A 20,247-nucleotide genomic window follows, 5' to 3' on the forward strand; every position below is an offset into this window, starting at 1 on the left:
CCCCGACTTCTATGCGCCTGTTTGCTTTGATCGCGTTAACGCTAGCTGCCCCCGCCTTCGCCTCGCCGCCTGCCACGGTCGCCGTCGCATTCGACCGGCAGTCCATCCGCCCCGTGCTTGCCGAGGGCGAAGCGGACCGCGCGACCGGCCGCCCGGTCAGCGCCGACGACCCGGTGCGCATTGCCTCGATTTCCAAGCTGGTGACTGCGCTGGGCGTGATGCGCCTGGTCGATCGGGGGCAACTCGATCTGGACCGCGACGTATCGGACTATCTCGGATGGCGGCTGCGCAATCCGGCGTTTCCCAAGCGCGTGATCACTCTCAACATGCTTCTCTCGCATCGTTCGAGCCTGCTCGACGGTGATGACCTTTACATCATCCCGCTCGGCACGACCCTGCGCGAGCGGCTGGCCGATCCGCGGGTGTGGGACGCGCAGCACCCGCCGGGAAGCGATTGGTTCCGATACACCAATCTCAACTTCCCGGTCATTGCCAGCGCGATGGAGCGCGCGGGCGGCGAACGCTTCGACCGGTTGATGGCGCGCCTTGTGTTCAGGCCGCTGCGCATCGACGCCTGCTTCAACTGGGGCGAGGGCTGTTCGGACGAAAAGGTGCGCAAGGCGGTCGTGCTCTACCGGGCGGATGGCTCGGTTGCGCGCGATGACCTCGGCGGCAAGCGGCCGCACTGTCTTGTCGTCAGCGGCACGGGCGGTGCCTGCGATCTTGGCAGCTATGTCCTGGGTCACAACGGCGCTCTGTTTTCACCGCAGGGGGGCCTGCGCATATCGACGCGCGACCTCGCCAGGATCGGGCAGGTGCTGGGCCGCGGCGGCAAGGGCTTCCTTTCGGCAAAGGCGATGGCCCGGCTCGAGCAGCCTTTGTGGACGCTGGACGGGGCGAACGGCCTCGACGAAGACGGGCAGGCCGGCGGCTTCTTCTGCTCCTATGCGCTGGCGCTGCACCGCATTGGCAACGACGGGCGCGGGTGCCGCGACAACCTCTTCGGCCCGCACCAGGTCCGCATTGGCCACGCGGGCGACGCCTATGGCCTCAAGTCGGGCCTGTGGTGGGACCCGGTAAGCGGCAAGGGGCTGGCCTTCTTCACCGCGGCGGTGCCAGAAAAGGATCCGGGTCTCCGCAGCACCTTTACCGCCGCCGAGGAACGGGTTGTGGACAGGATGCGGGACGCTGCCTTTCCCTGACCGGCGCGAGAGGCTAGGCGCGAGAGCAGCCATGCCGCCCGACCTTCTCGACCAGCTACACGCAACCTTCGGTTTCAGCGCCTTTCGCGGGGTGCAGGATCGGGTCGTGGGCCGGGTGCTGGCCGGACATTCAACGCTGGCGGTGATGCCGACCGGCGCAGGCAAGAGCCTGACCTATCAGCTTCCCGCCGTGGTGATGGACGGCACCTGCGTGGTGATCAGCCCGCTGATCGCGCTGATGCACGATCAGCTGCGCAGCGCGGCGGCCAACGGCATCCGCGCCGCGAGCCTGACCAGCGCTGACAGTGACGAGAACCGCGAGGCGGCTATCGACGCCTTCCGCGGTGGTGCGCTCGACCTGCTCTACGTCGCGCCCGAACGAGCGAGCCAGCCGCATTTCCGCGAGCTTCTCAGCCGCGGGCGGATCAGCCTCTTCGCCATCGACGAGGCGCACTGCGTATCCGAATGGGGCCACGACTTCCGCCCCGACTATCGCCTGCTGCGCCCGCTGATGGATGCGTTTCCGGCCGTGCCGCGTCTTGCTCTGACTGCTACCGCCGATGCCCACACCCGCAGCGATATCCTTACCCAGCTCGGCATTCCCGGGGATGGCTTGATCGTTGCCGGGTTCGACCGGCCGAACATCCGCTATGCCATCCGCCCTCGCGATGGCGGGGTGCAGCAACTGCGCGCGCTGCTGGCCGAACAGCCTGGACCCGGCATCGTCTATGCCCCGACCCGCCGCAAGGTCGAGGAACTGGCCGAGAAGCTGACAGGTGCCGGCGGGCGGCGCGTGCTGCCCTATCACGCCGGACTTGATCCGGCGGTTCGTGCGGCCAACCAGGCGGCCTTCGTGGCATCGGAAGACATGGTGATGGTCGCGACCGTCGCCTTCGGCATGGGCATCGACAAGCCCGACGTGCGCTTCGTCGCCCACGCCGGGATCCCCAAGTCGATCGAGGGCTATTATCAGGAAACCGGCCGCGCCGGGCGCGATGGCGATCCGGCTCTGGCCTTGATGCTGTGGGGAGCGGAGGACTTTGCCCGCGCGCGGCTGCGTCTGTCCGAGGTCGAGGAGCACCGCCAGGCGGGCGAGCGGGCGCGGCTCGATGCGCTTGCCGCGCTGGTCGAAACCGGCGAATGCCGCCGCGCGGTCTTGCTGCGTCATTTCGGCGAGGACCCGCCCGCCACCTGCGGCAACTGCGACAACTGCCTCTACGCACCGGGCGTGATCGACGCGAGCGAACTGGCGCAGAAGGTGCTTTCCGCCGTTTACCGCACCGGGCAGAGCTTCGGCTTCGGTTACGTCGAGAAGGTGCTGACCGGCACGGCTGACGAGCGCGTGACCCAGCGCGGGCACGACCGGCTGAGCGTGTTCGGCATCGTTCCATCCGACGAGGCGCCGCTGCTGCGCCCGTTGGTCCGTGCTCTGCAAGCGCGCGGCGCGCTGGTTCCGACCGAACACGGCGGCCTTGCCCTGGGCGGTGAGGCGCGAGCGATGCTGAAAGGCGAGGCGGCGGTGCGCCTAGCCCTTTCGCCCAAGCGCGAGCGCGGCGGCCGCGGCGCGCGGCGCGGGCGCAGCGATACGATCAACCCGGTCGGCGATCCGCTGTTCGATGCCTTGCGAGCCCTTCGCCGCGATCTGGCAACCGAAGCCGGCGTACCGCCCTATGTCATCTTCCACGACGCGACGCTGCGCGAAATGGCTGCCCGCCGCCCCGCCTCGCTCTCCGCGCTGGGAGAGATCGGCGGGGTCGGCACCCGCAAGCTCGAGGCCCACGGCGAGGCGTTCCTGGGCATTATCCGGCAATACTAGGGCCGGATTTCGTCGTGCGGCAGCTGCGGCGCGGCGTCTTCGCCGTGGCGGGTCTTCCACAGCGAGTAGACCACGCCCGCGGCGATCAGGGCGAAGGTGACGGCAAGGCTCAACACCGGCGGGAACTTGTCGCCGCCAAGGATGAAATCCGACACGAAGATCTTCGAGCCGATGAACACCAGCACGGCGGCCAGCGCGTACTTGAGATAGTAGAAGCGGTGGATCATTGCCGACAGCGCGAAGTACAGCGCGCGCAGGCCGAGGATCGCCATGATGTTGCTGGTATAGACGATGAAGGTGTCGGTGGTGATCGCGAAGATTGCCGGCACCGAATCGACCGCGAAGACAAGGTCGGCCAGGTTGATCACGACCAGCGCCAGGAACAGCGGTGTCGCAGCCCGCACCATCTTGCCGGTCTTGTCGTCCGGCACCTTCACGAAGAAGTGCTGGGCGTGCAGATCCTTTGTCACGCGCATGTGCGTGGAAATCCAGCGCACCACCGGGTTCTTCGCGATGTCGGGGTCATGATCGCCGGCAAAGAACATCTTGATGCCGGTGAACACCAGGAACGCGGCAAAGATGTAGAGCACCCAGTAGGCCTGCTCGACCAGCGCCGCGCCCGCGGCAATCATCGCCCCGCGCAGCACGATCACCGCAAGAATGCCCCAGAGGAGCGCACGGTACTGGTACTTCGGCGGAATGGCGAAGAAGGTGAAGATCAGGCTGATCACGAAGACGTTGTCGATCGACAGCGCCTTTTCGATGAAGAAGCCGGTGTAGTATTTCATGCCGAGGTCGGCGCCCTTGGTCGCCCAGACCCAGGCGCCAAAGGCCATGGCCACGGTGATGTAGAAGGCGGTGAGCTTCAGCGATTCGCCGATGCCCATCTCGCGGTCCTCCTTGTGGAGGACGCCAAGGTCGAACGCGGTCAGTGCCAGGACGATGCCGGCGAACGAAAGCCAGAACCAGAGCGGCGTGCCGAGCCAGTCGGCGAACAGGAATTCCATTGGTTGCCCCTATCTTGCGTGCAAAAAAGGCACCCGGCACCTCCTGCTGCGGAGGCACCGGGTGCAGACCGATCAGCCGCGAACCGGCGCGTGGCGCGCGCCGAAGCGCACCAGCCGATCCTTGATCGCCAGCTTCAGCTTCTTCAGCCGGGCGATCTCGAACGGGTCGGCGAAGCGGCGCGATTGCAGGCGGTGCAGCGCCTCGTCGAGTTTCTGGTGTCGTTCCATCAGGCGGAACAGGCGGTCTGACATGGGCTATGCTCCCTATCGTAGGTTAATACGATCGGATGCGCCGAGCAGGGCCTCGTATGCTCAAGGAGGGGGGAACAGCACCCGGACCCTAGCATCGGCAACATCCGATGCGGTCCGACATCACGCTGCGTTCCCCGTGTTGGGCAAACGCCGCGCCAGAGGGGCCCGGTCCCGCGAGACCTATAATGCGTATCGGCGCGGAAAGTTTCAACCCCGCTTGACCGTTTCAGCGTGCCTGATATTAATTTGATATCAGATTTAAGGGGAACTGATATGTCCGATTCGCATGCACCGATCATCCAGAGCGCCGAGCGCCGGGCGTGGAGTACAAGCGGTTACCTGATTTTTGTCGCCTTGCTCGTCGTGTTCGCGCTGACGGTCTGGCGGATCATCGCTTTCGCCGGCAGCAATCCCGATGACAGCCAGGTGTTCGGTTTTCTCGTTTCGACCGGCCTGTGCATCCTCGCCCTCATCATCCTGGCCAGCGGCTTCTACATGATCCAGCCGAACCAGGCCGCCGCCATCACCCTGTTCGGATCCTACCGCGGCACGGATCGCACCACCGGTCTGCGATGGGTCTGGCCGTGGATGGGCAAGGCCAAGATTTCGGTCCGGGCCAACAATCTCGTGTCCGAACGGATCAAGGTCAACGACCTGCGCGGGAACCCGATCGAAATGGCAGCCCAGGTGGTCTGGCGCGTGGTCGACACGGCCCAGGCGCTCTACGACGTCGACGATTACAAGGCCTTCGTCGTGGTCCAGATCGAAGCGGCTGTGCGGACCATCGGATCACGCTACCCCTACGACGACTTCGCCCATTCCGAGGTCACCCTGCGCGGCAACCACCAGGAAGTCGGCTCGGAACTGCGCAAGGAACTGATCGAGCGGCTGCGAATGGCGGGGATCACGGTCGACGAATGCGGCTTTACCCACCTCGCCTACGCGCAGGAAATTGCCGGAGCCATGCTCCGCCGCCAGCAGGCCGAAGCCGTGGTCGCCGCGCGCAAGACCCTGGTCGAAGGCGCGGTCGGCATGGTCGAGATGGCGCTCGAGCTGTTGTCCGAGAAGGACGTCGTCCACCTCGACGACGAACGGCGCGCCGCAATGGTGTCGAACCTGATGGTCGTGCTGTGCGGCGAACGCGATACGCAGCCGGTCGTCAATGCCGGCACGCTGTACCAGTAGGCACCAGCCATGGCGCAGCCGCCCCGCAAGGCGTTCCCGCTCCGGCTCGATCCGGCGCTGTTCGACGCGCTGGAACGGTCGGCGGCGGGCGACTTGCGGTCGATCAACGCCCAGGTCGAGGTCCTGCTGCGCGAAGCCTTGTCCCGGCGCGGGCTCAAGGTCGCTCCGCCCAGGCCAGTCAAGCGCGGGCGTCCCGCGCGGGATGCCGGCAGCGAATGATGAAGGCCCGACAAAGCGTTTCGCGCATTCAGGGGTGCCCTGCTAGATCAGGCCCATGAGAAACGCCATCCGCGCCGCCGCCATCTTTGCGACCCTTGCCGCCACCCCTGCGCTCCACGCGCAACAGGCCGCGCCCTTCCTTCACGGCGAAACCGGCCGCGGCTATGCCCGCCTGCAGGACGCGGTCAATGCGATAGGTGGCGGATCTGGCACGATCCGCGTCGCCAGCGGGCGCCATGCCGAATGCGCCGTGCAGACACAGGGCAGCATCGCCTATGTCGCAGAGGTGCCGGGCCGGGCCGTGTTCGACGGCAAGGCCTGCGAGGGCAAGGCCGCGCTGGTGCTGCGTGGACGTTCGGCCCGGGTCGAAGGGCTCGTCTTCGCCAACATCAAGGTGCCCGATTTCAACGGAGCCGGCATCCGGCTGGAAAAGGGCGGCCTTGCGGTGCGGCAGGCGTGGTTCCGCGACAGCCAGCAGGGCATCCTGGCCGGCAACGACACTACCGGAACGCTGACCATCGACAAATCGACCTTCTCCCGCCTCGGCACTTGCGAGGGTCCGGGCGGCTGTGCGCATTCGGTCTATGTCGGCGACTACGGATCGGTCAGCGTGACCCGCACGCGGTTCGAGGCGGGCCGCGGCGGGCATTACCTCAAGAGCCGCGCTGCCCGCATCACCGTGACGGGATCGAGCTTCGACGACAGCGCCGGGCGCGCGACCAACTACATGATCGACTTGCCGAACGGAGCAAGCGGCCGGATCGCCGGCAACTGGTTCGTCCAGGGACCGAACAAGGAGAACCATTCGGCCTTCATCACCGTCGCGCCCGAAGGTCGCCAGCACGACAGCGCGGGCCTGGTGATCGAAGCCAACGAGGCGCGCTTTGCGCCGGGCGTCACCTGGCCAAGCGTGTTTGTCGCCGATTGGACGGGCGAGGTTCGAAAGATCGGGAGCAACACATTGAGCCCCAGGCTGACGCGCTACGAGAAGCGCTAGCCGAACGCGGAGGCGTAACGGACCAAGCCGCACGGTGCAGGGTCGTCCAGCACCTTCGCGCGAAAATAGGCCGCCTCCGGCCCATCAGGGCCGAGCCCCGGCACGACAGTGAAACCGAACCTCTCATAGTATGCCGGATCTCCGACCACACCGATACCGCGTGCGCCGCTTTGGCGCAGCCTGGCAACGCCGGCCTCTATCAGGGCCGATCCCACGCCCTGTCGGTGCAGCGGCGGATCGACGGATACCGGCGCCAATTGGACCCAGCCGCGATCCGCGCCATCGATCATCACCGGACTGAAACCGATGTGGCCGATCACGCCCTTGCCCGGCAGTTCGGCAACCAGGGACAGGATCAGCTCGCCGCGATCGCGCAGGCGGTCGACCAGATCCTGCTCGTCGCCATCGGCGCGGGGCTGGGCGGCGAAAGCGCGCTGGGTCAGGGCATGGATGGCGGCGCGGTCAGCCGCGCCTTCGGGCCGGATGACAAGGCCCGCCATCATAGCAGGTGCCCGGTCCGGTCACGCTTGGTGTCGAGATAGCGGGCGTTGTGCGGATTGGGCGGCAACTGGTGGGGCACACGTTCGGCGACGGTGACGCCGGCAGTGGCCAGTGCATCGACCTTCGCCGGATTGTTTGTCATCAGCCGGATCGCGCCGATGCCGAGAAGCTCGAGCATTCGCGCCGCTACCGGAAAGTCGCGCGCCTCGGTCGGCAGGCCGAGGCGGTTGTTGGCATCGACCGTGTCGAAGCCCTGGTCCTGCAACTGGTAGGCGCGCAGCTTGTTGATGAGACCGATGCCCCGCCCTTCCTGCCGAAGGTAGAGCAGCACGCCCCAGCCTCCCTCGCCCGCTTCGGCCGCCATGGCCGCAAGCGCGGCATCGAGCTGCGGCCCGCAATCGCACTTGAGACTGCCGAGGATATCGCCGGTCAGGCATTCGGAGTGGAGCCGGACGAGTGGGGGCCGATCGCCCGAACGTTCGCCGATGACGAGCGCAACGTGTTCGCGCAGGTCGTCGGCGGAACGGAAAGCGACGATCTCGGCCTCCTCGGCCGCTGCAACAGGCAACCTTGCCCGCGCCGCAATGGTCAGCGCGGCAGTGTCCTTCCAGGCGGCAAGATCGGCGGCGGAGACGGCCTGCGCCTCGCCCGCGTCGTCGGGATCGACAAGGAAAGCCGGCAGGATGCCTGCCAGCCGCGCCAGGTCCATGGCCGCGGCGGCGGCGTCCGGCCAGACGAGATGTTCGGCAAGGAACGGCCCTTTCAAGGGATAGGCCAGGTCCAGCGCCGGATCGGACAGCGTTCGCGCGGCGGCAAGGTCGAACGGCTCGGCCGCGCGGATCAGGACGGGGGCGTGGGGCTCGGCCGCTTCGCGCTGGTTGGCGAGCTTCAGGGTGGCGGCGCGCGCTGCGCTGATCAGCATGGTGCGGCTCGTCGCGCCTGTGGCAAAGCCGGTTTCGGCGGGCAGCAAGACCGCCCCGCCGGCAAGTGCAATCGGCCAGCCGTGGCGCAGCGCGTCGAGCGCCAGCGCCACCCGCCGCGCCGGGCTGGTCACAGATCGAACTCCGTCACCAGCGGAATGTGATCGCTCGGCTGGTCCCACCGGCGCGTCTCCTCGACGAAGCGGTGGCTGCGCGACTGGGCGGCCAGATCGGGCGAAGCCCACATGTGGTCGAGCCGGCGCCCCCGGTCCTTGTCCTGCCAGTAGGTGCGGTACGACCACCAAGAATAGTTTCGCTCGGGCGCAGGGATATGCTTGCGTCCCAGATCCTCGAATCCGTGGGCGTTGCGGAACCTGTCCAGCGCGGCGATCTCGATGGGCGTGTGGCTCACGACCTTGATCAGCGCCTTGTGGTCGTAGACATCGCAATCGAGCGGGGCGATGTTGAAATCACCGGTGATCAGCGTCGGCCGGTCGAGCCTGTCGGCCCAGAAGGCCATGCGTTCGAGGAAATCGAGCTTCTGCCCGAACTTGGCGTTCTGCTCCCGGTCAGGGATATCGCCGCCGGCGGGAATGTAGACGTTCTCGATCACCATGCCTTGCGCTGCGCCGAGCAGTTCGACCCCGACGTGGCGCGCCTCGCCGTTGGCCTGCCAGTCGTGCCGGTCGAGTTCGCGAAAGGGAAGGCGGCTGACCGTCGCGACGCCGTGATAGCCCTTTTGTCCGTGCACCGCACGGTGGGTATAGCCCAGGTCCTCGAAGACCTGGTGAGGGAAGTGTTTCTCTTCGGTCTTGATCTCCTGCAGGCACAGCACGTCCGGCTCCTCCTGCGTCAGGAAACGCGCGACCTGATCGGCGCGGAGGCGGACTGAATTGATGTTCCAGGTAGCGATCGAAACCATGGCCCGGCTTTAGGTGCCAAGCCTATGAGCGGCAAGACCGGCAATACGCAAAAGAAAACCCCTGCTCCGGGGGCATTGGAGCAGGGGTTCGTTTGTGCGTTCGTCACGCTTTGACGGTGCGCCCTCACTGGAGGTGCGGGCAACAGGGGGGAAACCCGCCTCAGGCCGCGCCGTCGAGAACCGTTCTAGGCCTTTTCGGCTTGCTGCGCCATGAACAGAATCGGCAGAATTGTCGCAGTTTGTCGCTTCCCGCGCACGCTCCACGACAAGCCGTTCACCTTCATCGACGAGCGGCACCGCGCGGATCGTTGTACCTGAACGTGTTGTCAGGGACCGCCGCGCCGTACTGGTGGCCACTGAGGTTGATGACGGTGCGGTTGTTCTGCGAGTCGAGCGAAGCCCAGCTCGACAGTTCGAGCCCGGCCGGCGCCGATGCCTTGCGAACGAACATCATCGTGATGACGCCGTATTCGGGGTGGCTCTTGTCCCGCACTTCGATGCCGACCACGTTCGGATTGCCGACGGGCACCAGCTTGCCATACTTCATGACGTCGCGATTGGGGTCGAGCAGCGCGCCCAGCGGGCTGTTCCGGATCGGCCAGCGCTGCACCTGGCGCACCGAATAGTCGACGAAGGTCAGCGCCGACCCGTCCGACACGACCAGGATCGGCACGCCCTTTTCGTACTGGAAGCGGATCTTGCCGGGGCGCTTAAGGGTCAGCACGCCGCCAAGGCGCTTGCCGTTGCGATCGGTCTGCACGAAATTGGCGCGCAGCGTGGATATGCCGCGCAGGGCGGATACCGCCTGGGCCAGATCGCCCGACGATTGCGCCGCGGCCGGGGCCGCGACAGTCAGCGGGGCGGAAACGACAAGCGCCGCCGAAACGGCGGCACCTGCAACAAGGCGAACTTTGGAAATCAAGCTGTTCATGCCAACTCCGTTAAGGAACGGGGCTTGAACTCTGAATGAACCCGAAGGTTCCTTACTTGATCTTGGCTTCCTTGAACTCGACGTGCTTGCGCGCGACGGGGTCGTACTTGCGGAAGCTCATCTTCTCGGTCGTGTTGCGCGGGTTCTTCTTCGTGACGTAGAAGAAGCCGGTGTCGGCGGTGGAGACCAGCCGGATCTTGACGGTTGCGGGCTTCGCCATGGCGTGTTCCTGAACTCTCGATTCGGGCGCGGTGGCCCCGTAAAACTGCTGAAGCGGCACACAGGTGCCGCCCCGGAAGGTCGCGCCAATGCGTCAGCGCACCTCAAAAGTCAAGGCACTGTGCCGTTCAATCGGGCTTGAAGGGCGCAAGCGGTTGCAGCACGCCATAGACCTCGTCCAGGGGATCGTGGCCGAGTGGCTCGAGAACGAGGTCTTCGGGCGCCACGAATGTATCGGGCAGCCGGTCGAGGAAGTTGCGAATCAGGGTCAGCCGACCGCGCCGCTGATCGTTGAAATCGACGAGTGTCCACGGCGCCGTGTCGGTGTGCGTGGCGCGCAACATGGCCTCACGCGCCTTGGTATAGCCATCGTACTTGGTGCGCGCGGCAAGATCGATCGGAGACAGCTTCCACCGCTTGAGCGGGTCCTCAAGCCGTTCCGCAAAGCGTTTCTCCTGCTGGTCCTGGTCGGTCGCCAGCCAGTACTTGAACAGCAGGATTCCGTCGGCGACGAGCAGGTCCTCGAACCGCGGGACCTGGGTGAGGAAGGCGGTCACCTGGTCCTCGGTGGCATAGCCCATGACCTTTTCAACGCCAGCGCGGTTGTACCAGCTGCGGTCGAACAGCGCGATCTCGCCCGCAGCGGGAAGGTGTTCGATATAGCGCTGGAAATACCACTGAGACTTCTCGCGTTCGGTCGGCTTGGGCAGGGCGACGACGCGGCACTGGCGAGGGTTTAGCGGGCCCCGGATCGCGTCGATCGCCCCGCCCTTGCCCGCCGTGTCGCGCCCCTCCATCAGGACGACCACGCGCGCGCCGGTCTTGGCGACCCACCGCGCCATGGCGACCAGCTCTTCCTCCATCGGGGCGTAAAGCTCTTCGAACGCCTTTCGCTTCAGGATCTTCATCGCCAGGCCGGTCCTTTCATCGAGGCCAGACTGCGCCAGTGCGCGGCGATGCGCAACCGGCGTGGATCGCCGTTGCTGTCCCGTGCTGAAAAAGTTACACTTGCAACCATGTCGCCGACCTCGATCATTTCCCCGCCTGACTTCTCACGCTTGCCCGCCGGTGATCCCACGGTATTCACCGCCCCGCTGCAACGCCCGGCCCATATCGGCGAGGACTGGATCGAACCGGAGCAACACATCTATTCGGGCGACGAGGACGCGATCTGGAACGATCTTTACGCCCGCCAGATGGACCTGTTGCCCGGCCGCGCCGCCAGCGCTTTCCTGGCCGGCACGCAGAAGCTGGGCCTCGGCCGCGGCGGCGTGCCCGAATTTGCCCGACTGTCGCGCGAACTGGGCGCATTGACAGGGTGGAGCGTAGTGCCGGTGCCGATGCTCATCCCCGACCACGTGTTCTTCTGGCATCTGGCCAACCGCCGCTTTCCCGCCGGCAATTTCATCCGCACGCGCGAGACGTTCGACTACATCCAGGAACCCGACGTGTTCCACGACGTGTTCGGTCACGTGCCGATGCTCGCCGATCCGACCTATGCCGACTATATGCAGGAGTACGGGCGCGCCGGGTGGAAGGCGATGCGCTACAACCGGCTCAAGGCGCTGGGCGCGCTTTACTGGTATACGGTCGAATTCGGCCTGATTCTGGAAGGGCCCGATCCGGCGAAGGACCTGCGCGCCTATGGCGCGGGCATCCTGTCCGGCCCGACCGAGGCGCGGTTCTGCCTTGAAGCCGAAAGCCCCAACCGGATCATGCTCAACGTCGATCGCGTCATGCGGACCGACTATGTCATCGACGATCTGCAGCCGACCTATTTCGTCATCGAAAGCTTCGAGGACCTTTACCACCAGACGGTCGACCGGGACTTCGACCGGCTTTACCGCAGCCTGGCGCCCGGCTTCACCTATGCCAACACCTCGGTCATCGACGTCGACGACGTATTGCACCGGGGCACGCTGGAGTATTTCCTGCGCGGCGGCAGGGGATCGGGCGCAAAGCCGGTCTGATCCGCATGCGAAAAGGCCGGCGGTCGCTGCAACCGCCGGCCCCTCGGTGCCCTCTGGGGGCGCGCAAGGTCTTATTCGGGCTTCGCGTCCTTCTTGTCGGCCGCGTCTTCCATGGCGTCGGCCTTGGCATCGGCTGCGTCGGCAGCGGCTTCGCCCTTGGCCTCGACAGCCTGAACCTGTTCGGTCGTTGCGCCCGAGGCATCCATCGCGGCTGCCGACGCGTTGATCGCTGCTTCGGTGGCTTCACCCGATTCGCGGACGGCCTGGGCGGCGGCTTCGTCGGCGTTTTCCGAACCGCTGTCGCAAGCGGTCAGGCCAAGAGCCATCGCGGCGGTAGAAGCGAGCATCACGCTCTTGTAGAAAGACTTCATGTGATCATCCCTTGTTGGTGCCCACCTGAATAGGGCGCGCGTTGAACGCATTGGCGGCGGGCAAACCCTCGCCAACAAGGCATCAACCGATAACGCGGGAACAAGTTCCCAGATGTCGATCAGCGGGTCAGGAAAACAAGCGCCAGAATGCCGACGACGATGCGGTACCAGGCAAAGGGCGCGAAGCCCGCGCGGCTGACATAGGCGACGAAGGCCTTGATCACCGCAAGCGCCACGACGAAGGACACGGCAAAACCGACCGCGATCTCGCTCCAGCCGACCGGGCCGGTGCCCGCCATCAGCGCCTGGCGGCTGTCCCACAGTTCAAGGCTGGTCGCGCCGATCATGGTCGGGATGGCCAGGAAAAAACTGAACTCGGCGGCGGTGCGCCGCTCGATTCCCATGGCCAGCGCCCCCATGATCGTCGCACCGGACCGGCTGACGCCGGGGATCATCGACACACATTGGAACAGCCCGACGCCCAGCGCCTGGCGCATGGGCAATTGTGCGACGCCGCTGGCCGGTCCGGGTTTGGCGAAGCGTTCGATCGCCAGGATCGCGATGCCGCCGCCGATCAACGCCCAGGCGACGACCAGCGGACTGCCCAGCAGGACGCGGATCTGATCCTTGAAGATCAGGCCGAGCACGGCGGAGGGAAGAAAGCCGAGCAGGATGTTGCGCACGAAGACCAGGCTCAGCCGTTCCAGCCGCAGAAGCCCCATGCCGACCGCCCAGAACGTGCGCCAGTATTGCACCACCACGGCCAGGATCGCGCCGAGCTGGATCACAACGTTGAACACCGCCCAGGTCGCCGCGTCGTAGCCGAAAAGCTCGGAGGCGAGGATTAGGTGCCCGGTGGAAGAGACGGGAACGAATTCGGTCAGGCCCTCGACTACGCCGAGGAGGATCGCGATGATGATCAGGTCCATGGGCGTCCGCTCAACGGCACTGGCCCCGACAAGTCAAGCCGCCGCATCCGCCCTGCCGCGCAACAAAGCCGCTTCGACCAGTGGCAGGCGATCGTTGCCAAAATACATGTCGGTCCTGTCGACGAAGATCGTCGGCGATCCAAACCCGCCACGCGCGACCAGTTCTTCGGTGTTGGCACGCAGCGCCGCCTTGACCTCGGGACTGGCGGCAGCGGCGAGGATCGCTTCCGGATCCTCGTCCGCCGCAACGATGCATTCTGCCAGAACGGCGGGATCGGTCAGATCGCGCCAATGTGCCCACAGCGCGTCGAACGCGGCGAAGGCAAAGGGCTGGACCTTGCCCCGCGCTTCCAGCGCCACCGCGCAGCGCATGACCAGCACCGCGTTGACCGGGTGGTCGGGCGAGGGAAACCGGATCGTCAGTCCGGCCAGCCGCGCCCAGTCCTTGAGGTCCTTGGCGTAATAGGCTTCCTTGGCCGGAACCGGGTTGGCCCGCGCGGCATAGACCGACTGGTTGGCCGCGTTGAATACGCCGCCCACCAGTATCGGCCGCCAGGCGATCGGCTCGCCCAGCCGCTCAGCCATGGGAACCAGGTTATGCACCCCCAGCCAGGTCCAGGGGCTGGTGACGTCGAAGAACAGTTCGATGCGCGGCTGGGTCATGGACGATCTCCCCCTTTGCCGCGCATCATGCCTGTTTCGATGGGCTTTACCAGATGCGCAGGCGCTTTTCCGGCGGCAGGTAAAGCTTGTCACCCGGCTGGATGTTGAACGCCCGATACCATTCGTCGAAGTTGCGGACGACGCCGTTGACCCGGTATTCGTCGGGTGAGTGCGGATCGGTCTGCAGCTGCTGGCGGGCGGCCGCCTCGCGGCTCTTGCTCTTGAACGCCTGGGCCCAGCCCATGAAGAACCGCTGGTCGCCGGTGTAACCGTCGATCACCGGCGCTTCCTTGCCGTTCAGCGACAGCTTGTAGGCGCGGTAGGCGAGGCTGAGGCCACCCAGATCGCCGATGTTTTCGCCTAGGGTCAACCGTCCGTTGACGCAGGTCTCGCCGTCGTCGAACGGGCAGAAGGCGTTGTACTGGTCGACCAGGGCGCCGGTCAGCTTCTCGAAATTGGCCTTGTCGGCGGGCGTCCACCAATCACGCAGGTTGCCTTGGCCATCGGACTTCGCGCCCTGATCGTCGAAGCCGTGGCCGATCTCGTGGCCGATAACCCCGCCGATCGCGCCGTAGTTGACGGCATCGTCGGCGCTGATGTTGAAGAACGGCGGCTGAAGGATTGCGGCAGGGAAGGCAATTTCGTTGGCCGTCGACAGATAATAGGCGTTCACCGTTTGCGGGAACATCAGCCACTCGTCGCGGTCGACCGGCTTGCCGATGCGGACGTAATTGTCGTCGCTGCGCCACTTGTCGGCGGCAAGCGCATTGGCGAAGGCGTCGCTACCCACGATCAGTCCGTCGTAGGTCTTGTACTTGCCGGGATAGCCGATCTTGGTGGTGAAGGCATCAAGCTTGGCCTTTGCCGCGACGCGGGTTTCGGGCCCCATCCACTTCAGGTCGGCCAGATTTGCCGCCATGGCCGTGCGTAGGTTGCCGACCAGACGGTCCATCGCCGCCTTGTTGGCCGCGGGGAAGAACCGTTCGGCATAGACCTGCCCGGCCAGTTCGCCGACCGCCCCTTCGACCGCGCCGATCGCGCGCTTCCAGCGGGGGCGCTGTTCGGGTTGGCCGCCCAGCGTCGTGCCGTAAAAGGCGAAGTTGGCATCGTCGATCCGCTTGGGCAGCACGGCCGCCTTTGAAGCGATGAAGCGCACGGCCAGCCAGGCCTGCCAGGTTGCCATCGGCTCGGTGGCGATCATGCGGGCCAGCGCAGGTACGCCGCCGCCCAGCTTCGCCGCCATTTCGGGCGTGTATTTCGCCGCAGCCAGTTCGTCACTGGTCGGGGGAAGCTGGCCGACGATGATCTCGCCAGCCGCGCCAAGACCGGCGCGGCCAAGCGCGGCGGCCAGCGGCACGTCGGGAGCCAGCGCCGCGAATTCCGCCACGGTCAGCTTGTTGTAGGTCAGGTCGCGGTTGCGGCCGAGCGCGCGGTCCCAATTTTGCGCGGCCATGCGCTTTTCAAGGCCGTAGACGGCCTCGGCCGTGGCGACCGGATCGGCATAGCCCAGTTCCTTGGCCAGGAAGGTCAGGTAATCCTTGTACTTGCCGGTGATCGTGCGGTTCCGCTCGTTATCGACGAGGTAATAGTCTCGGTCGGGGAGGCCAAGGCTCGCCTGGCTGGCGTAGAGTGCGTTGACGGCGCTGTTCTTGCCGTCGGCATGAACGTGCAGGTTGACCGGCGAAGCAAGGCCCGGGGCCATGAACAGATCGGTCAGGTCGTCGAGCGTCCTGGCGCCGTAGATCCGGGTCAGCATCGGATAGGCCGGGGTCAGACCAGCCGCCTCGATCGCGTCGGTGTTCATGAAAGCGCTGTAGACGGCCGCCACGCGCGCGCCGGCCGAGCCTGCCGGCTGCGGGTTGGCCACCAGTTCGTCCATGATCGACTTCATCCGCACTTCGGACAGGTCGCGCAGCGCGATGAATCCGCCAGTCTCGGTTCGATCAGCCGGGATTTCGACCGTGGCCAGCCACTTGCCGTTGACGAAGTGGTTGAAATCGTCGCCCGGCTTGACCGCGCTGTCGATGTTGGCGGTCTGGATGCCCCAGCCCCAGTCGGCAGGAACCGGTGCGGACGCCTGGGCGGTCTGGGCGGTTGCGGGAGCGGCGAGCGCGAGGCCAAGCGCGGTAGCGGCAAGGATGCCGGCGGCACGGATCGTCATGGTGTGATGTCCTGATTGAGCGACCAAATTGTCAGGACGGTCTATTATCGGGTGCGCGTCGCTCCAACGACGCTAGTGGGGCTGGCTGGACCGTTCGTCGAATTGCAGGCTGGCAAGGCGCGCATAGAGGCCGCCCTGCGCGATCAGCGCATCGTGCGTGCCCGTTTCCACGATGCGGCCGTGATCCATCACCACGATCCGGTCGGCCGCGCGCACGGTGGCGAGGCGGTGGGCGATGACGAGCGTGGTACGGTTCGCCATCAGCCGGTCGAGCGCGTCCTGGACCAGCCGTTCGCTTTCCGCGTCGAGCGCGCTGGTCGCTTCGTCGAGCAGAAGGATCGGGGCTTCGCGCAGCACCGCGCGGGCGATGGCGAGGCGCTGGCGCTGGCCACCCGACAGCCGCGCACCGCCTTCGCCAAGAAACGTGTCGAGACCTTCGGGGAGCGCACGCAGAAAGGTTTCGGCGTTGGCGGCGCGGGCCGCCTCCCAGATCTGCTCCTCGCTCGCGTCCCAGTTGCCGTAGCGCAGGTTGTCGCGGGCCGATGCGGCGAACAACACCGCCTCTTGCGGGACCAGTGCGATGCGGCGGCGGATCGCGGCCGGATCGACCGAGGACAACGGCACCCCGTCGAGCTTGATGGTTCCGGCCTGAGGATCGTAGAATCGCTCGGCGAGCTGGAACAGGGTCGACTTGCCTGCGCCCGACGGCCCGACGATGGCAACGGTCTCGCCCGGTTCGATGCTTAGCGAAAAATCGGCCAGGGCCGACGTGTCGAGCCGCGTCGGATAGCGGAACGAGACGTGTTCGAAGGCGAGCTTGCCGCGCGGCGGCTCGGGCAGGGCCAACGGGCGCGCCGGCGCGGCGATGGCCGGCCTTTCGTTGAGCAGTTCGGCAAGGCGACTGGCCGCCCCCGCCCCGCGCAGAAGATCGCCATAGACCTCGGTCAGCGCGCCGAAGGCTCCCGCAACGATGCCGGCCGTGACGACGAAGGCGAAAATCGTCCCTCCGGTGACCGTGCCCCGCGCCACGCCGATCGCCCCTTCCCAGACCAGGAAGACGATCGAGCCGAAGATCGCCATGATCGCCAGCGCAGTCATGATCGCGCGCAGGCGGATGCGGCGGCGGCCGGTTTCGAACGTGCGCTCCACCGCGCCTGCAAAGCGGTCAAGCTCGCGCCGTTCCTGGTTGAAGGCCTGGACCACGCGCATCCCGCCGAGCGTTTCGGCGACGATCGTGCCGATATCGGCAACTCGATCCTGGCTCGAGCGCGAGATGGTCCGCACTCTCCGACCGAACAGCATGATCGGCAGGACCACGACGGGGATTCCGATCAACAGGCCGGCCGCCAGCTTGGGCGCGAGGTAAAACAGGTAGGCGATGCCGATCGCCCCCATGATAAGGTTGCGCAGCGCGACCGAGACCGTGGTGCCGACCACCTGTTCGATCAGGGCGGTATCCGCCGTCATGCGCGAGGAAATCTCGTTCGGGCTGTTCTCCTCGAAGAAGGATGGCGACAGCCGCAGGAGATTTTCCTGCACCTTGAGGCGAATGTCGGCGACGACGCGCTCGCCCAGCCACGACACGAAATAGAACCGGCTGGCCGTACCCGCGCCAAGCACCACCACCAGCAGGAGCAGATAGCGGAACCAGCGGCCGATCGCGGTCAGGTCGCCGCCTTCGGCAAAGCCGCGGTCGATGATCAGGCGAAAGCTGGCGGGTATTCCGATGGTCGCCGTGGCCGTGACGAGCAGGGCGAGCGCCGCGAACAGGACCTGGCGCGGATACTTTGCCGTTTCGCGCCAGATCATGCGCAGCGGCCCCAACGTGCGCGCGGGCTTGGCCGCCTGCGTTGCAGCTTCTTCGACGGTCGGCGCGGGGCTGGCTGGCAGCGGCGGGGCACTCATGGCGCTGCGCCCTAGCACAGCCGTGCCCGGGCGAAAGGGCCATTCGACCACAGCCTTGTGCACTGCGGCGTATTATATTGCATTGCACAATGAATAAAACGGGCGCACCCTGTGCGTTCATAAAGGTCGCAAAGGCCCGCAGGAAGGAATCGATCCCCGTGCTTTACACGATGTACGAACTCAACCGGTCGTGGATGAACGCGGCCAGCAGCTGGGCCTCGATCGGGGCTGAGATGCTGAACAACCCGGCGCTGCCGTTCGGCTACAACTCGTTGAGCCCGGTCATGGCCTCGGCGCTCGAGGTCTTTGCCCACGCCTCGGCCAATTATGGCAAGCCGGCCTTCGATATCCAGACCTGCACGGTCGATGGCCAGACCTGGCCGGTCACCGAAGCGATCGTCGTCCACCGGCCCTTCGGCAATCTGCTGCGCTTCACCCATTCGGGCCTGCCGGACAACGCGCCGCGCCTGCTGATCGTCGCGCCGATGAGCGGTCACTTCGCCACCCTGCTGCGCGGCACGGTCGCGCGGATGATCGAGCGCTGCGAGGTCTACATCACCGACTGGGCCGACGCGCGCATGATTCCGATGAGCGAGGGCGAGTTCGATCTCGACGACTACATCGATTACCTGATCGGCTTCTTCGAGCACATCGGCCCGGGTGCTCACGCCCTGGCCGTCTGCCAGCCGTCGGTTCCCACGCTGGCCGCTGCGGCGATCATGGCCGAGGCCAAGCATCCCTGCCGCCCGCTGACCCTGACCATGATGGGCGGCCCGATCGACACGCGCGAAGCGCCGACCACGGTCAACGACCTTGCCATGCAGCGTCCGATCGAGTGGTTCCGCCATTCGGTGATCGCCAAGGTGCCGCTGCAGTACCCCGGCTCCGGCCGCGAAGTCTATCCGGGCTTCATGCAGCTCGCTGGCTTCATGAGCATGAACCTCGGCAATCACATGCTCAGCCATTATCATATGTTCAAGCATCTGGTCGCAGGCGACGGCGAAAGCGCGGACGCGACCAAGACATTCTATGACGAATACCGCGCGGTCTGTGATCTCAACGCTGCCTACTATCTGCAGACCGTGGAAGAAGTGTTCCAGAAGCATTCGCTGCCCAACGGCACCTTCGTCCACCGCGGCAAGCGCGTGGACCTGGGCGACATTTCCGATACCGCCTTGCTTGCGGTCGAGGGCGAGCGCGACGACATTTCCGGCATCGGCCAGACCAGGGCGGCGCTGCACCTGGCCACGGGACTCAGCGAATCGAAGAAGAAGTATCTCCTCGCCCCCGAAGTCGGCCACTACGGCATCTTCAACGGCAGCCGCTGGCGCAACAACATCGCTCCGGTTCTGGAAGAGTGGATTGCCCGCTTCGACAAGCCGGCACTGAAGATCGTCGCCTAGGGGCCACCAGCCGGAAGTGGCGCGACCGGCTCCGGCTGCACGCGCAGGAAGATCCGCCGCAACACCCGCCAGGCGACAACCATCAGCGCAACCGCGAGGACCAGCAGGACCAGCGCGACGATGCCCGCCGTCACCGGATTGGTATAGGCAAGGTAGAGCAGCCCGGTCGTCGCAACGTCCTCGAGCGTCGAGACGGCGATGTTGCTGAACGGTTCGGGGCTGGTGTTGACCACGGCGCGCGCGCTGGCCTTGCCGCCGTGGGCCAGAAGCGAGGCGCCACCGCCCAGGATGAAGGCGATCGCCTGGGTCGCGGGATCGGACGGATCGACCACCGCCAGCGTCAGCAGTGCGCCGCCCAGCGGGCGGATCGCGGTGTGGATCGTATCCCACACGGTGTCGAGCCAAATCACCTTGTCGGCGAAGAACTCCAAGAAGGCGGCAAGCCCCGCCACGCCCATGACCCACGGGTTGGCCAGCACCTGCAAGGCCTTGAGGTGTTCGGGCAGCGGCAGGACGCCGAAATGCATGGCAAGACCAGTGGCCAGCACGCACAGGTAAAGCCGCCACCCGGCGAGCAGGCTGACGCTGCCGGCAAGGCCCAGAATTTCCACGATACCAAGGTGTTCGATCATGCGCCCGGTCCCCTTGCTTCGGGGCCGGTGATGCGCCCTTGC

The 20,247-nt window shown here is 65.9% G+C and carries 21 protein-coding genes; 7 read left to right on the forward strand and 14 right to left on the reverse strand.

Features of this window, described 5'->3' with window-relative positions; translation table 11 throughout:
- Positions 1-11: 11 nt before the first annotated feature.
- On the forward strand, positions 12-1,202 hold the full coding sequence (locus B0I00_RS12300) for a serine hydrolase domain-containing protein (protein WP_100867658.1): 1,191 nt from the start codon (positions 12-14) through the stop codon (positions 1,200-1,202).
- 31 nt (positions 1,203-1,233) lie between these two features.
- A complete protein-coding gene (gene recQ / locus B0I00_RS12305) occupies positions 1,234-3,018 on the forward strand; it encodes a DNA helicase RecQ (protein WP_100867659.1) in 1,785 nt (594 codons plus the stop codon).
- On the opposite strand, the gene B0I00_RS12310 is transcribed toward recQ, so the two are convergent.
- Both B0I00_RS12310 and B0I00_RS12315 read right to left on the reverse strand, forming a co-directional pair.
- Positions 3,015-4,025 carry a TerC family protein gene (locus B0I00_RS12310; protein ID WP_100867660.1) on the reverse strand — a complete coding sequence of 337 codons (1,011 nt, stop codon included), beginning with the start codon at positions 4,023-4,025 and terminating at the stop codon, positions 3,015-3,017. The two genes, recQ and B0I00_RS12310, sit on opposite strands and share 4 nt — an antisense overlap.
- A gap of 72 nt (positions 4,026-4,097) precedes the next feature.
- Positions 4,098-4,277 carry a YdcH family protein gene (locus B0I00_RS12315; RefSeq protein ID WP_100867661.1) on the reverse strand — a complete coding sequence of 60 codons (180 nt, stop codon included), beginning with the start codon at positions 4,275-4,277 and terminating at the stop codon, positions 4,098-4,100.
- Between the two features lie 273 nt (positions 4,278-4,550).
- Between B0I00_RS12315 and B0I00_RS12320 the strand changes: the two genes are divergently transcribed.
- The 3 genes from B0I00_RS12320 to B0I00_RS12330 are packed head-to-tail and all read left to right on the forward strand — an operon-like array spanning position 4,551 to position 6,678.
- The gene (locus tag B0I00_RS12320) at positions 4,551-5,462 is read left to right on the forward strand and encodes an SPFH domain-containing protein (RefSeq protein ID WP_100867662.1); all 912 of its coding nucleotides are present in this window, start codon (positions 4,551-4,553) and stop codon (positions 5,460-5,462) included.
- A 9-nt stretch (positions 5,463-5,471) separates the two neighbouring features.
- Positions 5,472-5,681: a toxin-antitoxin system HicB family antitoxin gene (locus tag B0I00_RS12325; protein WP_100867663.1), complete on the forward strand. Its 210-nt coding sequence runs from the start codon at positions 5,472-5,474 to the stop codon at positions 5,679-5,681.
- A gap of 55 nt (positions 5,682-5,736) precedes the next feature.
- Positions 5,737-6,678: a hypothetical protein gene (locus tag B0I00_RS12330; protein WP_100867664.1), complete on the forward strand. Its 942-nt coding sequence runs from the start codon at positions 5,737-5,739 to the stop codon at positions 6,676-6,678.
- Here B0I00_RS12330 and B0I00_RS12335 read toward each other — a convergent pair.
- The 6 genes from B0I00_RS12335 to ppk2 all read right to left on the reverse strand — a co-directional run bounded on the left by B0I00_RS12335 (position 6,675) and on the right by ppk2 (position 11,079).
- A complete protein-coding gene (locus B0I00_RS12335; RefSeq protein ID WP_100867792.1) occupies positions 6,675-7,178 on the reverse strand; it encodes a GNAT family N-acetyltransferase in 504 nt (167 codons plus the stop codon). The two genes, B0I00_RS12330 and B0I00_RS12335, sit on opposite strands and share 4 nt — an antisense overlap.
- Entirely contained in the window at positions 7,178-8,233 is a 1,056-nt protein-coding gene (gene ribA, locus B0I00_RS12340; RefSeq protein ID WP_100867665.1) for a GTP cyclohydrolase II, read from the reverse strand. The genes B0I00_RS12335 and ribA overlap by 1 nt, the downstream gene beginning before the upstream one ends.
- Positions 8,230-9,021, reverse strand: a complete 792-nt coding sequence (locus B0I00_RS12345; protein ID WP_100867666.1) for an exodeoxyribonuclease III — start codon at positions 9,019-9,021, stop codon at positions 8,230-8,232. The genes ribA and B0I00_RS12345 overlap by 4 nt, the downstream gene beginning before the upstream one ends.
- Before the next feature lie 280 nt (positions 9,022-9,301).
- Positions 9,302-9,952 carry a LolA family protein gene (locus B0I00_RS12350; protein WP_100867667.1) on the reverse strand — a complete coding sequence of 217 codons (651 nt, stop codon included), beginning with the start codon at positions 9,950-9,952 and terminating at the stop codon, positions 9,302-9,304.
- A gap of 52 nt (positions 9,953-10,004) precedes the next feature.
- On the reverse strand, positions 10,005-10,172 hold the full coding sequence (gene rpmG, locus B0I00_RS12355; protein ID WP_013832249.1) for a 50S ribosomal protein L33: 168 nt from the start codon (positions 10,170-10,172) through the stop codon (positions 10,005-10,007).
- A 127-nt stretch (positions 10,173-10,299) separates the two neighbouring features.
- Positions 10,300-11,079 (reverse strand): polyphosphate kinase 2, encoded by a 780-nt coding sequence (ppk2, locus tag B0I00_RS12360; RefSeq protein WP_100867668.1) that lies wholly within the window; start codon positions 11,077-11,079, stop codon positions 10,300-10,302.
- 108 nt (positions 11,080-11,187) lie between these two features.
- On the opposite strand from ppk2, the gene phhA reads away from it, so the two are divergent.
- Positions 11,188-12,141 carry a phenylalanine 4-monooxygenase gene (phhA, locus tag B0I00_RS12365; protein ID WP_100867669.1) on the forward strand — a complete coding sequence of 318 codons (954 nt, stop codon included), beginning with the start codon at positions 11,188-11,190 and terminating at the stop codon, positions 12,139-12,141.
- A 71-nt stretch (positions 12,142-12,212) separates the two neighbouring features.
- On the opposite strand, the gene B0I00_RS12370 is transcribed toward phhA, so the two are convergent.
- The 5 genes from B0I00_RS12370 to B0I00_RS12390 all read right to left on the reverse strand — a co-directional run bounded on the left by B0I00_RS12370 (position 12,213) and on the right by B0I00_RS12390 (position 18,170).
- Positions 12,213-12,512 carry a hypothetical protein gene (locus tag B0I00_RS12370; RefSeq protein WP_100867670.1) on the reverse strand — a complete coding sequence of 100 codons (300 nt, stop codon included), beginning with the start codon at positions 12,510-12,512 and terminating at the stop codon, positions 12,213-12,215.
- Between the two features lie 119 nt (positions 12,513-12,631).
- On the reverse strand, positions 12,632-13,441 hold the full coding sequence (locus B0I00_RS12375) for an undecaprenyl-diphosphate phosphatase (RefSeq protein ID WP_100867671.1): 810 nt from the start codon (positions 13,439-13,441) through the stop codon (positions 12,632-12,634).
- A 33-nt stretch (positions 13,442-13,474) separates the two neighbouring features.
- The gene (locus tag B0I00_RS12380) at positions 13,475-14,104 is read right to left on the reverse strand and encodes a 2-hydroxychromene-2-carboxylate isomerase (protein WP_100867672.1); all 630 of its coding nucleotides are present in this window, start codon (positions 14,102-14,104) and stop codon (positions 13,475-13,477) included.
- Between the two features lie 46 nt (positions 14,105-14,150).
- On the reverse strand, positions 14,151-16,265 hold the full coding sequence (locus B0I00_RS12385; RefSeq protein WP_100867673.1) for a M13 family metallopeptidase: 2,115 nt from the start codon (positions 16,263-16,265) through the stop codon (positions 14,151-14,153).
- A gap of 72 nt (positions 16,266-16,337) precedes the next feature.
- Positions 16,338-18,170 (reverse strand): ABC transporter transmembrane domain-containing protein, encoded by a 1,833-nt coding sequence (locus B0I00_RS12390; protein WP_100867674.1) that lies wholly within the window; start codon positions 18,168-18,170, stop codon positions 16,338-16,340.
- 158 nt (positions 18,171-18,328) lie between these two features.
- Here B0I00_RS12390 and B0I00_RS12395 point away from each other — a divergent pair, with 158 nt between their 5' ends.
- Entirely contained in the window at positions 18,329-19,573 is a 1,245-nt protein-coding gene (locus B0I00_RS12395) for a polyhydroxyalkanoate depolymerase (protein WP_198519229.1), read from the forward strand.
- On the opposite strand, the gene B0I00_RS12400 is transcribed toward B0I00_RS12395, so the two are convergent.
- Entirely contained in the window at positions 19,570-20,205 is a 636-nt protein-coding gene (locus tag B0I00_RS12400) for a DUF4126 domain-containing protein (RefSeq protein ID WP_100867675.1), read from the reverse strand. The two genes, B0I00_RS12395 and B0I00_RS12400, sit on opposite strands and share 4 nt — an antisense overlap.
- Positions 20,206-20,247 lie beyond the last annotated feature (42 nt).

The sequence above is a fragment of the Novosphingobium kunmingense genome (assembly GCF_002813245.1).
GTDB lineage: Bacteria > Pseudomonadota > Alphaproteobacteria > Sphingomonadales > Sphingomonadaceae > Novosphingobium > Novosphingobium kunmingense.